This window comes from Lactobacillus helveticus (genome assembly GCF_046109915.1).
GTDB lineage: Bacteria > Bacillota > Bacilli > Lactobacillales > Lactobacillaceae > Lactobacillus > Lactobacillus helveticus.
The window spans coordinates 696865-709765 of sequence record NZ_CP151471.1 but is presented as its reverse complement, the minus strand read 5'-3'; the positions used below and the strand labels follow the sequence as shown (position 1 = coordinate 709765).

12 protein-coding genes are annotated in these 12901 nt (G+C 36.0%); all 12 read left to right on the top strand.

What is annotated here, in order from left to right; translation table 11 throughout:
* Window positions 1-26: 26 nt before the first annotated feature.
* The 12 genes from AADV52_RS03675 to AADV52_RS03620 all read left to right on the top strand — a co-directional run bounded on the left by AADV52_RS03675 (window position 27) and on the right by AADV52_RS03620 (window position 12687).
* Window positions 27-857, top strand: coding sequence for a DegV family protein (locus AADV52_RS03675; RefSeq protein WP_041809035.1), 831 nt, complete (start codon window positions 27-29; stop codon window positions 855-857).
* A gap of 2 nt (window positions 858-859) precedes the next feature.
* Window positions 860-1090 carry a YozE family protein gene (locus AADV52_RS03670; RefSeq protein WP_003626511.1) on the top strand — a complete coding sequence of 77 codons (231 nt, stop codon included), beginning with the start codon at window positions 860-862 and terminating at the stop codon, window positions 1088-1090.
* Between the two features lie 47 nt (window positions 1091-1137).
* Window positions 1138-2730, top strand: a complete 1593-nt coding sequence (locus tag AADV52_RS03665) for a cation:proton antiporter (protein WP_107775325.1) — start codon at window positions 1138-1140, stop codon at window positions 2728-2730.
* A gap of 23 nt (window positions 2731-2753) precedes the next feature.
* Window positions 2754-3605, top strand: a complete 852-nt coding sequence (gene ylqF / locus AADV52_RS03660; protein ID WP_014918890.1) for a ribosome biogenesis GTPase YlqF — start codon at window positions 2754-2756, stop codon at window positions 3603-3605.
* Entirely contained in the window at window positions 3595-4347 is a 753-nt protein-coding gene (locus AADV52_RS03655) for a ribonuclease HII (RefSeq protein ID WP_014918889.1), read from the top strand. Before ylqF ends, AADV52_RS03655 begins: the two co-directional genes overlap by 11 nt.
* 61 nt (window positions 4348-4408) lie before the next feature.
* Complete coding sequence (gene dprA / locus AADV52_RS03650; RefSeq protein WP_014918888.1) at window positions 4409-5257, top strand: DNA-processing protein DprA; 849 nt, start codon at window positions 4409-4411, stop codon at window positions 5255-5257.
* Between the two features lie 71 nt (window positions 5258-5328).
* The gene (gene topA / locus AADV52_RS03645; RefSeq protein WP_014918887.1) at window positions 5329-7443 is read left to right on the top strand and encodes a type I DNA topoisomerase; all 2115 of its coding nucleotides are present in this window, start codon (window positions 5329-5331) and stop codon (window positions 7441-7443) included.
* A 22-nt stretch (window positions 7444-7465) separates the two neighbouring features.
* Window positions 7466-8782, top strand: a complete 1317-nt coding sequence (trmFO, locus tag AADV52_RS03640) for a methylenetetrahydrofolate--tRNA-(uracil(54)-C(5))-methyltransferase (FADH(2)-oxidizing) TrmFO (RefSeq protein WP_014918886.1) — start codon at window positions 7466-7468, stop codon at window positions 8780-8782.
* On the top strand, window positions 8782-9690 hold the full coding sequence (gene xerA / locus AADV52_RS03635) for a site-specific tyrosine recombinase/integron integrase (protein ID WP_014918885.1): 909 nt from the start codon (window positions 8782-8784) through the stop codon (window positions 9688-9690). The genes trmFO and xerA overlap by 1 nt, the downstream gene beginning before the upstream one ends.
* Before the next feature lie 8 nt (window positions 9691-9698).
* Entirely contained in the window at window positions 9699-10223 is a 525-nt protein-coding gene (hslV, locus tag AADV52_RS03630) for an HslVU peptidase proteolytic subunit (RefSeq protein WP_014918884.1), read from the top strand.
* Between the two features lie 10 nt (window positions 10224-10233).
* Window positions 10234-11637: an ATP-dependent protease ATPase subunit HslU gene (gene hslU / locus AADV52_RS03625; protein ID WP_014918883.1), complete on the top strand. Its 1404-nt coding sequence runs from the start codon at window positions 10234-10236 to the stop codon at window positions 11635-11637.
* A gap of 150 nt (window positions 11638-11787) precedes the next feature.
* On the top strand, window positions 11788-12687 hold the full coding sequence (locus AADV52_RS03620) for an aldose 1-epimerase family protein (protein WP_014918882.1): 900 nt from the start codon (window positions 11788-11790) through the stop codon (window positions 12685-12687).
* Window positions 12688-12901 lie beyond the last annotated feature (214 nt).

Genomic DNA, 12901 nt, shown 5'->3' with positions numbered 1-12901 from the left:
AGGGGTTGAATACATTGTTAAAAATTATGACAGATTCTTCAGTTCAATTGACTGAAGAAGAAATTAAAAAATATGATATTACTGTTGTACCTTTGTCAGTAACTATTGATGGTAAGACATATGTTGACGGTGTAGATATTACTAGACGCGACTTTATTGAAAGAATGGATGAAGACAGTGATGTGCCTAAAACCAGTCAACCTCCAATTGGTCGCTTTGTAGAAACAATTAAAAAGTTGACTGCTGATGGTAGTGAAGTATTGGGCATCTTTTTGGCTAAATCACTTAGTGGAACAATTGATGCCGCTAAACAAGCAGCACAGATGGTTCCTGACGCCAAGGTGGTATGTCATGATTCAGGCTATACGGATCGAAGCGAAGGCTATGAAGTAATTGCTGCAGCTCAAGATGCTCAAGCAGGAAAATCTATTGATGAAATTTTGGATCATTTGAAGAAAATGGAAGACAATATGTATTTGGAAATGATGATCCCTGATTTAACCAATATTGTAAAGGGCGGTCGACTTGGAAAATTGGCTAGTCGCGTAGTCAGCATGTTAAATATTAGAATTTTCTTGCAGATGAAGAACGGCAAAGTTTTAGTATCTAAAAAAGGTCGCGGTAAAAAATTCACCGAAAAGTTCAATGATATGTTGGTTGAACAATTGAAAGAATTAGGCGATCAAGTCAAGCAAGTAGGTATTTCATATGTTGATACGCTGGATGACATGGAAAAATTAGCTGCTCGTTTTAAAGAAGTAAATCCTAATGTAGATATTTTGATTCGAAAAACTAGTCCAATTATTATTACTCATGCAGGTCACGGTGCCTACGCAGTTATGTTTTATACGGAGTAAAAATGGCTTATCGAGAAAGTTTTTATCGTTATTTGATGACGCAGCGTGATGCAGATTCTTCAGATGAAATAGCACAATTTGCGAATAACGCACAGCATGATCTGACTTTTCCTAAACAAGAACAAGATTATGAAAAATTGTCAGATTATTTAGAATTAAATGCTAGTTATTTACCAAGTATGTATATTTTTGATCGTGCTTATAGAATGTACGAAGACAAAATGATGTATTAAGCCCAAGCCCCTGTTGCCTGGGCTTTTTTATTAAATGAGAAATTAAAATGAAGGTAATGATTTTTATTGGACTTATCGTTTTTGCCGTTGCTTTGGCAACGATAATCCAGCAACGATTTTTACAAAAAATATCAGTTAATTATATAGCTCTGGTGATCGGGATAGCGATTGCCTTGGTCCCGCAGACAAATATTTTAATTGAAAATTTTAATTCAGAAGTCTTTTTAGGCTTAATTGTGGCACCACTCTTATTTTTTGAGGGTCAAAGAACCAGATTATATAGCATTTTACGTAGCTGGCGTGCAATTGTAGGCTTAACGGTAGTAATGATCGTAATAGCGACAATTGTAGCAGGATTAGGAGTTCATGCTTTTGGACTATCATTGCCGTTATCTTTTATTTTGGCAGCTGTTTCTACGCCAACCGATGCTACGGCAACTGAGTCTGTTATCCATGGTTTAAAATTACCTAAAAAAATAAGTTTTTATCTCAAAGATGAATCTTTATTTAATGATGCATCTGGCATTATATTGCTTAATATGGCAGTAGAATGGTATATTCATAAGCAACTTCATGTTGGTGAAGCAATCGTCGATTTTCTTTACTCTGCTGGTGGAGGCATTTTGCTAGGCATTTTGATTGCTGCTATTTTAGTCTTTTTGCGGCAAGCGAGTTTTAGATCAAAATATCATTTAGCATCTGATGTAAGAATGCCGATAGAAGTGCTGTTCTTTTTAACGCCTTTTATCATTTACTTTATAGCAGAAGAAATTCATGTTTCAGGAATAATAGCTGTAGTAGCTGCAGGGTTGCTTCATAATGTGGAATCAGAGCGTAGTCGCTTAACTAACGCTTCAATCTTTTATAGCAGTCATCAATTTTCGCAGTTAATAATTGATATTTTAAATGGCGTCGTCTTTTTGCTTTTAGGGATTATTATTGTTCGTTCAATGCGAGAAGATGTTTTTAATCAACAAACGATTGAAGTGATTTTAATTGGTATAATCTTATATGTCGCAAATTTAGCAGTGCGCCTTCTCTATTGTCGTTTTTCACCATCGATTAAAGGAAAAGTCAGTTCAAAAGGTGCATTGATTTTCAGTTTAGGCGGGATTCATGGTGCGGTAACTTTTGCCTTAGCTTATACTTTAAGTGAAATGAGCGTCAATATTGCTGATTTTCATTTGATCTTGGTTAGTGAAATTGTATTAATTTTGCTCAGTTTGATAGTTCCTACTATTGCATTTAGATTTATTTTAGAAAAAGATAAACCTGATTTAGATCAAAGAAAAGAAGTAAATCGTGTACGTAAGGCAATGGTTCATTACGCATTAAAGCAAATGAATCAGATTTATTTGCCTAAAAAAATAAGAAAGCAATTAGAGTTTGATTTGCGAACACAAATGAATAAGACTTCGATTAAGGACTTTATTAAAGAAGTCAAATATACTGTTAAACAAAAAGAATTAACAGATGATCAAAAAGAGTTTAGAGCAAAAGTCTATCGTTATGCTTTTAGACAAGAACGAAATTATTTAGGTAAAATTGCTCAGCAGGAACAAGAGTATCAACACGGCTTTCTGGTTTTATATCGAGAAATTTTGATTGCGGAAGTAATTTTCTTAGGTGATGAAGAATAATATAAAAAGAAAGAAGAGATAATATGGCAACAATTCAATGGTATCCGGGTCACATGAATAGGGCTCGAAATCAGCTCGAAGACAAATTAGGCTTGATCGATGTTTGGGTTGAAGTACTTGATGCTAGAATCCCCGAATCTTCTAGAAATCCAATGATAGAAGATTTGGTTGGCAACAAGCCTCACATTATTATTTTGAATAAAGCCGATTTAGCTGATCCTGTTTTAACTAAAAATTGGTCAGCTAAATTAAGTGGACCAGGCAAATATGTTTTGTCGATTGATTCACTGCATAATACCAATATGCAGAAATTAATTTCAATGGTTAAAAAAGCCGCTGCAGAAAAAACTAAGAAGTTAGAGGCAAGAGGTGCTTCAAATCCTACGATTAGAATAGCTCTTGCAGGTATCCCTAACTGCGGAAAATCCACTATTATTAACCGTTTGGTCGGCCGTAATGTGGCTGAAGTCGGTAATAAGCCAGGCGTAACTAAGGGTCAAAGATGGCTTAGAACTAGCAGCAATATCCAAGTTTTGGATACACCAGGTATTTTATGGCCTAAGTTTTCAGATCAAGAAGTAGGCTATAAATTAGCTGCTTTTGGTGCGATTAAAGATAGTGTATTTCATGCTGATGATGTAGCTTTATACGTACTAGAAAATTTGCGCCAGCATTATTTGAAAGATTTGACTAAATTCTCTAAATTAAATAGCGCAGATATTGAAAATCTGTCAGATCCGGATATTCTTTTAGCAATGACTGAAAAATATGGTATGCGCGATGACTACGATAGATTTTCATTGTTTATGCTGCAGCGATTACGTAAGGGAGCAATTGGAAGAATTACGTTAGATAGGCCAAGCAATGACGATTAAAGAAGTAAAAGAATTATTATCGACTGATGTAACTGAGGATCAATTAGCAGAATTAGAAAAAGATCCTCGCGTTGGCGTACAGAAATTGATCATTAGCTATCGGAAAAAGCAATCTAAGCTACTAGCGAAGAAACAAGCTTTTTTAGAGCGCTTTTCATACGAAAAGCAATTTTGGCAAAAAGGCGAACTGGTTGCCGGTGTTGATGAAGTTGGTCGTGGACCCTTAGCAGGACCAGTGGTCACAGCTGCCGTAATTATTGATCACAATTTTGATTTATTAGAAGTCAATGATTCTAAAAAATTGAGTCCAGAAAAAAGATTGCAGCTTTATCCCAAGATTTTATCGGAAGCTGTTAGCGTTGGAATTGGCGTTAAAAGTGCAGCAGTAATCGACCAAATCAATATTTATGAGGCAGACCGTCAGGCAATGGCACAAGCGGTTAAAGCTCTTGATGTTAAGCCGAATGCACTTTTAGTTGATGCCATGAATGTTCCAGTAGATTTGCCGCAGATTGAGTTGATCAAGGGGGATGCTAAATCAAATTCTATTGCGGCTGCTTCTATTGTTGCTAAGGTATTTCGGGATAAATTGATGGATGATTATGATAAAATTTATCCACAATACGGTTTTCCTAGAAATGCGGGTTATGGTACCAAGGAGCATATTGATGCATTGAAGAAGTATGGTCCAACACCAATTCACCGTAAAACTTTTGCTCCAGTAAGCGATTTTTTTAAATAAAATTCAATTTTAAAAGAAAAAAAGTCTCTTTTTTTGCGTATTAAGTAATGGAGGCTTTTTTATGAAAAAGAAAGAATTTTTATTAAGATTAAAATTGCAAAAGGGTGTTGGCTACGTAAAATTATTAACAATTGCTAATCAAATAAAGCCGGGGTTAGAAATAGAATTAGATGATTTAAAAGAAATGGATTTATCAGAGAAGTTGGTAGATGCATGTCATTTAGCCTTTAATGATGATAAGCTAGCTAAGCTGACTAGACAAATTAGGCGACAATGTATTGTGATTAGCTTTTTTGATGAAGAATATCCTGAAAAACTACGGCAGATTTATCGGCCGCCTTTGATTTTATTTGCCCAAGGAAATTTATCTTTATTGAAAAAAGATATTGTGACGATTGTGGGTTCACGTTATCCTACGCATTATAGTAGGGATGTGATTAATCGGCTGGTCCCCAATTTACTTGATCAAAATAAAGTCATTGCTAGTGGATTAGCTAGGGGAGTAGATGCTTTAGCTCATGAAGCTACTCTAAAAAATAATGGCCGTACTGTTGCTGTAGTTGGCAATGGTTTAAATCATTCTTATCCCCAAGAAAATTATTCTTTGCAAGAGCAAATTAAAAACGATGGTTTGATTATCAGTGAATATTTACCAGACACCCCACCAAGGCCCTATAGGTTTCCTGAAAGGAATCGTATTTTAGCGGGTTTAAGTGAAAGTATTATTGTAACCGAGGCCAAAGAAAAGTCTGGTTCGTTAATTACTGCAAGTTTAGGATTACAAGAAAATAGAAACATTTATGCAGTCCCTGGGCCAATTACTAGTAAATTATCAGCCGGCCCAAATCAATTAATTGAGGCTGGAGCTACACCAATTGTTGATTTTAAATTTAAAAACGAAAAGATTTGACAATTACCAAAGTATTATTTATCTTTGGACTGTATAAAGTAAAAAATAATATTTAAATAAGGAGGCATTTAATGCCTACTAAAGCAAAAAGTAAATCAAAAACTAAAAAACATAAAAAAACTTTAGTCATTGTGGAATCTCCTGCAAAGGCTAAAACTATTGAAAAATATTTAGGTAGAAACTATCACGTTATTGCCTCTAAAGGTCATATTCGTGATTTACCTAAGTCTCAAATGGGAATTGACTTTGAGGATAATTACAAGCCCAAGTATATTTCTATTCGCGGCAAGGGTGACACAATTAAAGAGCTTAAGAGTGAAGCTAAAAAAGCTAAGGAAGTATATTTGGCATCTGACCCCGATCGTGAAGGGGAAGCTATTGCTTGGCACGTTGCCCATGCTCTTAATTTAGATGAGAATGCTAAAAACCGAGTAACTTTTAACGAAGTTACCAAGGATGCAGTTAAAGAGAGTTTTAAGCATCCTAGAACAATCGATATGGATACTGTTGATGCTCAACAGGCACGTCGCGTTCTTGACCGAATCGTAGGTTACTCACTTTCCCCAATTTTATGGGCAAAAGTGAAAAAAGGTTTGAGTGCTGGTCGTGTTCAATCTGTTGCCTTGAAGCTGGTTATTGATCGTGAAAAAGAGATCAAGAACTTCAAGCCTAAAGAATATTGGACAATTGATGCCGAGTTTGCAAAAGACAAAGAAAAATTTAAGTCTGCTTTTTATGGTGTTGATGGCAAAAAGAAAGAATTGCCAAACATTGATGCAGTTAAAGATGTTTTAGCAAAAATCGATAAAAAGAAGAACTTTACTGTTGAAAAAGTTGTTTCTCGTCAACGTCGCAGACAACCTGCTGCACCATTTACCACTTCAACTATGCAACAAGAGGCTAATAAGCGTTTAGGCTATAGAACTCGTAGAACTATGAGTATCGCACAGCAATTATATGAAGGAATTAGTTTAGGTAAACAAGGTACTGTTGGACTAATTACCTACATGAGAACTGACTCTAAGCGAACTTCTCCGGTTGCTCAACAAGAAGCTTCAAAATTCTTGCATGAAAATTACGGGGCAGAATTTGCTGCTAAAAATCAAAGACATTTTAAGAATCAAGAAGATGCTCAAGATGCCCACGAAGCAATTCGCCCAACTAACGTATATAGAACACCAGAATCATTGAAAGATGTTTTAACTAAAGAACAATATCGTTTGTACAAGTTGATCTGGTCACGTTTCTTGGCTAGTGAAATGACACCAGCTGTTTATGACACTGTCAGAGCAGATATTGTACAAAATGGCGTAATTTTTAGAACTACCGGTTCAAAAATGAAATTTGCTGGTTTCACAAAGGTTTATGATAACCAACAAGAAAAGAACGTTGAATTGCCAGACTTGCAAGAAGGCGACCAGGTAAAAATGACCAAGTCAGATAATAAGCAGCACTTTACTTTGCCACCTGCTCGTTATACTGAAGCTAGCTTGGTTCATGCTCTAGAAGAAAACGGTGTTGGTCGTCCGTCAACTTATGCACCTACAATCGATACAATTCAACGCCGCTATTATGTTAAGTTAGATGGTCGTTCAATTGTTCCAACTGAATTAGGAGAAATTGTTGATACATTAGTTGAAAAATTTTTCCCAGATATTGCTAACGTAGACTATACAGCTCATCTTGAAAATGAATTAGATGAAGTTGAAGATGGTAAAAAGCAATGGGTAAACGTAGTTGACGAATATTACCAACCATTTAAGAAAGAATTGAATAAAGCAGATAGCGAAATTCAAAAGGTGCAAATTAAAGATGAACCGGCTGGATTTAACTGTGATATCTGTGGTGCGCCAATGGTAATTAAAATGGGACGTTACGGCAAGTTCTATGCATGTTCTCGTTTCCCAGATTGTCGTAATACAAAGCCAATTGTGAAAAAGATTGGCGTAGTTTGTCCTAAATGTGGTAAAGGCGAAGTAGTAGAAAAGAAATCACGTAGAAATCGTAAATTCTACGGCTGTTCACGCTACCCAGAATGTGATTTTGTATCATGGGACAAACCAATTGGCAGAAACTGCCCTAATGATGGTCACTTCTTAGTAGAAAAACATTCTAAGAAAGGTCCAGTAACCTTGTGTCCAAATGGCGATTACCGGGAGGAACCACAAGAAAATGAAGATAAATAAGATTGAGAATAAAGGTGATTTAATGCCAAAAAATGTAACTGTAATCGGAGCAGGTCTTGCTGGAAGTGAAGCAACCTGGCAATTAGCTAAGCGTGGAATTCACGTGGACCTATATGAGATGCGTCCTCAAAAAGAAACTCCTGCACATGAAACTGGTGAGTTTGCGGAATTAGTTTGTACGAATTCTATGCGTTCTAATCAGTTGTCTAATGCAGTTGGACTTTTAAAAGAAGAAATGCGTCATCTTGATTCATTAATTATGAAAGCCGCTGATAAGACACAAGTTCCTGCTGGTGGTGCATTAGCAGTGGATCGTGATAGTTTCAGTAAATACGTAACTGATACTTTGCGTGGCTTAGATAATGTCACAGTTCATGAAGAAGAAATTACTGAAATTCCAGAAGATGGTATCACTATCATTGCAACTGGTCCTTTAACCAGTGATGCTTTAGCTGAACAAATTCAAAAATTTTCTGGTACAGATAGTCTGCATTTCTTTGATGCCGCTGCTCCAATTGTGGCTGCTGATTCAATTGACATGAATATTGTTTATAAAAAGTCACGCTATGATCGCGGTGAGGCTGCCTATTTAAATTGTCCTATGAATAAGGAACAATATGAGAACTTTACTCGTGAATTAATTAAGGCAGAAACCGCGCAATTGCATGGCTTTGAGAAAAACGATGTGTTTGAAGGCTGTATGCCAATCGAAGTTATGGCTGCTAGGGGTGCTAAGACAATGCTGTTTGGTCCTCTTAAACCAGTAGGTTTAGAAGATCCTCATACGGGTGAAACACCATATGCAGTTGTACAGCTTCGTCAAGATAATGCCGCCGCTTCAATGTACAACATCGTAGGTTTCCAAACTCACTTGAAATATGGTGAACAAAAGAGAGTCTTCTCTATGATTCCAGGGCTTGAAAATGCTCGTTTTGTTCGTTATGGCAAAATGCATAGAAATACTTATATGGCTTCTCCTGATGTATTGACTGCCAGCTATGAAGCTAAAAAACGTCCTGGATTGTTCTTTGCTGGACAAATGACAGGTGTTGAAGGCTATGTTGAAAGTGCCGGAAGTGGGTTAGTAGCTGGAGTTAATGCTGCTCGTGAAGCGTTAAGTGAAGAGCCAATTGCTTTTCCTAAGGATACTGCATTAGGTTCAATGGCAAATTACGTTACCACTACTAGTGCTAAGCATTTTCAACCAATGAATGCTAGTTTTGCACTTTTACCTGCTTGGGAAGGTAAGAAGATCCGTAAGAAGCGCGAACGTCACGAAAAGATTAGTAAACGTGGCATTGAAAGCATCGATAAATTTAAAGCGGAAGTTTTAGATTAATGACAGAAAAACAGGATGAATTAACTCATTTTATTTCTTATTTGCAAAATGAGCGACATTACAGTGAATTGACAATTTTCTCTTATCAAACCGATTTATTAGAAGCTAAAAAGTTTTGGCAAGAAAATGGTGGCTTTGATGGGTGGAAAAATGTGCAAGAGCGAGATATTCAGATTTATTTGCAGAATTTAGCTGATCGTAAATTAGTACGTAGCAGTCAAGCGCGACAAATGTCGAGTCTGCATTCGTTTTTCCGCTTTTTAACGCGCAGAAAATTTATTAAAATTGACCCTACACAGGGAATTACTCTTAGACGTGGGGAGAAAAAGCTGCCAGAGTTTTTTTATGGAAATGAGCTTAAGCAGGTATTTGACTCATTGAAAGGTAACAAGCCTTTGACGGTGCGTAATCTGGCTTTGTTTGAATTGTTTTATGCTACAGGGATGCGTGTAAGCGAGGTTAGCAATTTGACCTTGCGTCAAATTGATTTAAACTTACAAACGATTTTAGTCCATGGTAAAGGCAATAAAGATCGTTATGTTGCTTTTGATGATCATACTAAAAAATCTCTGGTTAGATATCTTGAAGATGCTCGGCCCAATTTATTAAAAGATGAGACTGAGCAACATGTTTTTTTGAGCAATTTAGGCAACCCCTTAAGCAAGCGTGGAATTGAATATGTGATGCAGAAGACTTTTAATCAGGCGGGAATAAGTGGAAAAGTTCACCCTCATGAGTTGCGTCATACTTTTGCAACCGCTATGCTTAATAATGGAGCAGATTTACGTAGTGTCCAAGAATTGTTAGGACACAGCAGTTTATCTGCTACTCAGATTTATACGCATGTTACAATGGCGCATTTAAAATCAGATTATGAAAAATACTTCCCTCGTAATAAAGAAAGTTGAGGTTTAATATGACAACAATTTGTTCAGTAAGATTTAATGGAAAGACTGCAATTGCAGGTGATGGTCAAGTTACTTTAGGTGAAAAAGTAATTGCAAAGGCAACTGCACGTAAGATTCGTCGTATTTACCATGATCGTGTAATTATCGGCTTTGCTGGCGGTGTTGCAGATGCTGTTAGCTTGCAAGACATGCTTGAAGGCAAGCTTGAAGCATATAGTGGTGATCTCCGTCGTGCAGCCGTTGAAATGGCTCAAGCATGGCGTAAAGACCCAACTTTGCAAAAATTAAATGCAATGTTAATTGCATTTAATGACAAAGATTTATTGTTAATTTCAGGTAATGGTGAAGTGCTTGAACCAGATGAAAATGTTGTAGCAATTGGTTCAGGAGGTAATTTTGCTCAAGCTGCAGCCATCGCAATGACACGTCATGCAAATGATATGCAAGCAGATGAAATTGCACATGAAGCTGTAAAAATTGCTTCAGGTATTGACGTCTTTACTGATGATCATATTGTTACTGATGAAATTTAAGGAGTAAGAAATGGCTATTAAAACACCAAAAGAAATAGTTAAGATCTTAAACGAATACATTATTGGTCAAGATGAAGCTAAAAAGTCAGTGGCAATTGCTCTTTACAACCGTTACCGTAGAATGCAATTGTCTAAGCAAATGCAACACGAAATTACCCCTAAGAACTTGCTGATGGCAGGTCCTACAGGTGTAGGTAAAACTGAAATTGCACGTCGTTTAGCTTCAATTGTTGAAGCTCCATTTGTAAAAGTAGAAGCTACTAAGTTTACTGAAGTAGGTTACGTTGGTCGTGATGTTGAATCAATGGTTCGTGACTTAGTAGGCGAAGCTGTGCGCATGGAAGAAAAGGATCAATTTGCACGTGTGAAGCCACAAGCTACTAAAGAAGCTAATAAGCAGTTAGTTCGTTTGCTCGCTCCAGGCGTTAAACGCGAAAAGCATGAAAACCAGATGCAACAAATGCAAGACATGATGTCAATGTTAATGGGCGGTGCAAATCCAAATAATCAAAATAACGATCAAGAAGAAGTAACTGATGCAGTTAGAAATGAGCGTATGGATATAGCTGAAAAGCTAAACAAAGGCTTGCTTGAAGATCGTGAAGTAACCATTGAAGTTGAACAAGCTCCTAAGGCCAACCCAATGAGTGACATGATGGGACAAATGGGAATGGACATGGGTTCAATGCTTAATGACATTATGCCAAAGAAGAAGGTTAAGCGTACTTTGTCTGTTCGCGATGCACGTGAAGTCTTGATTCAGGAAGAATCACGCAAGATGGTAGATTATGATACTATTTATCAACGTGCTATTGAGAGAAGTCAAAACAACGGTATTATTTTTATCGATGAAATTGATAAAATTATTGCTGGTAATAAGCGTAATTCTGGTGAAGTTTCTCGTGAAGGTGTACAAAGAGACATTTTGCCAATTGTTGAAGGTTCAACTGTAAATACTAAGTATGGTCCTGCTTCTACTGATCATATTTTGTTTATTGCTGCTGGTGCCTTTGCTGAAAGCAAGCCAAGCGATTTGATCCCAGAACTTCAAGGTCGTTTTCCAATTAGAGTAGAGCTCAATGCTTTAACTAAGGACGACTTTGTCAAAATCTTGAAAGACCCTCAAAATTCATTGCTCAAGCAATATATTGCTTTAATGAAAGCTGATGGTATTAAATTGATCTTCACTCAAGAAGCAGTTGATAGGATTGCTCAAATTGCCTTTGACGTTAACCAAGGTACAGATAATATCGGTGCAAGACGTCTTTCAACTATTCTTGAAAAATTGCTTGAAGATGTTTTATATGAAGGTCCTGATATGGAAATGGGCGAGATTACCATTACCGAAGCATACGTTGAAGAAAAATTACATGATATTATCATGAATAAGGACTTAACTAAGTTTATTTTATAATTCATAAATTGAGAAACAGCTGGATTTTCCAGCTTTTTTTGTTAAAAGCATCTGTTTTGTTTAGCGATTAATGTTAAAATATAAGTAATCGAAGCGATTACATTATATTTTTAATATTATTAAATAAGCTAAGTAAGGACAAATTAAGTTATGGATTATACTATTGAAAATAATATGATTAAAGTTGTAATCTCAGATATCGGTGCTGAGATTCAAAGTGTTAAAAGTGTTCATACTGGTGAAGAGTTTATGTGGCAAGCCGATCCAAAAATTTGGGGAAGACATGCACCAATTCTTTTCCCAATCGTAGGTAGACTTAAGAACGATAAATATACTTATAAGGGTAAGACTTATCATTTAGGACAACATGGTTTCGCTAGAAATTCAAAATTTGAAGTTGAAAACCATACTCAAGAAAGTATCACTTTTTTATTAAAGGATAATGAAGAGACTCGTAAAGTTTATCCATTTAAATTTGAATTTAGAGTAAATTATAATTTGATGAATAATTTGCTGGAAGAAAACTTTAGCGTTGTGAATAAATCTGATGATACTATGATCTTTGGCGTAGGTGGTCACCCAGGATTTAACTTGCCAATTAAAGAGGATGAAAAAAAGGAAGACTACTTCTTTGATATGCATCCATCTGTAGCTCGTGTGCAAATACCTTTAAAGAATGCATCTCTTGATTGGGATAGCCGTTCATTAGCATCAACGGATAGCTTTATTTCCTTAAGTGATGAATTGTTTAAGAATGATGCCTTAATTTATGAATTACATGGACATGACAATAAGGTTTCACTTAGAACTGACAAGAGTAAGTTCCATATCAATGTTTGGACTAGAAATGCTCCATTTGTAGGTATTTGGTCACAATATCCTAAGACAGCTGATTACGTATGTATTGAGCCATGGTGGGGAATTGCTGACAGAGATGATGCAGATGGTCAATTAGAACATAAATATGGTATGAATCATTTGAAACCTAATAAGGAATTTCAAGCTGGTTTTAGTATGACTTTCCATTCAGATGCAGATCCTGAAGAATAAAAATTATAGATAAATTAAAAGACCTATTTTCAATTTTATTGAAGATAAGTCTTTTTTCGATACAAAAATCTTATTAGTATACAAAAAATATTTTTAAATTTAACGGCTTTCATTCCTAATTTGACAATATTTTTATTTTGAATGTCAAAAAATACGTAAGCGTCAGATAACCGGGTATCTTTTTTAGTCCTTATTTTTCAGGTATTCTAATCTT

Coding starts and splice junctions, on each gene's coding strand:
- trmFO (WP_014918886.1), top strand. CDS start 7,466: ATGCCAAAAAATGTAACTGTAATCGGAGCAGGTCTTGCTGGAAGTGAA.
- AADV52_RS03620 (WP_014918882.1), top strand. CDS start 11,788: ATGGATTATACTATTGAAAATAATATGATTAAAGTTGTAATCTCAGAT.
- AADV52_RS03655 (WP_014918889.1), top strand. CDS start 3,595: ATGACGATTAAAGAAGTAAAAGAATTATTATCGACTGATGTAACTGAG.
- AADV52_RS03670 (WP_003626511.1), top strand. CDS start 860: ATGGCTTATCGAGAAAGTTTTTATCGTTATTTGATGACGCAGCGTGAT.
- AADV52_RS03665 (WP_107775325.1), top strand. CDS start 1,138: ATGAAGGTAATGATTTTTATTGGACTTATCGTTTTTGCCGTTGCTTTG.
- hslU (WP_014918883.1), top strand. CDS start 10,234: ATGGCTATTAAAACACCAAAAGAAATAGTTAAGATCTTAAACGAATAC.
- hslV (WP_014918884.1), top strand. CDS start 9,699: ATGACAACAATTTGTTCAGTAAGATTTAATGGAAAGACTGCAATTGCA.
- ylqF (WP_014918890.1), top strand. CDS start 2,754: ATGGCAACAATTCAATGGTATCCGGGTCACATGAATAGGGCTCGAAAT.
- xerA (WP_014918885.1), top strand. CDS start 8,782: ATGACAGAAAAACAGGATGAATTAACTCATTTTATTTCTTATTTGCAA.
- topA (WP_014918887.1), top strand. CDS start 5,329: ATGCCTACTAAAGCAAAAAGTAAATCAAAAACTAAAAAACATAAAAAA.
- AADV52_RS03675 (WP_041809035.1), top strand. CDS start 27: ATGACAGATTCTTCAGTTCAATTGACTGAAGAAGAAATTAAAAAATAT.
- dprA (WP_014918888.1), top strand. CDS start 4,409: ATGAAAAAGAAAGAATTTTTATTAAGATTAAAATTGCAAAAGGGTGTT.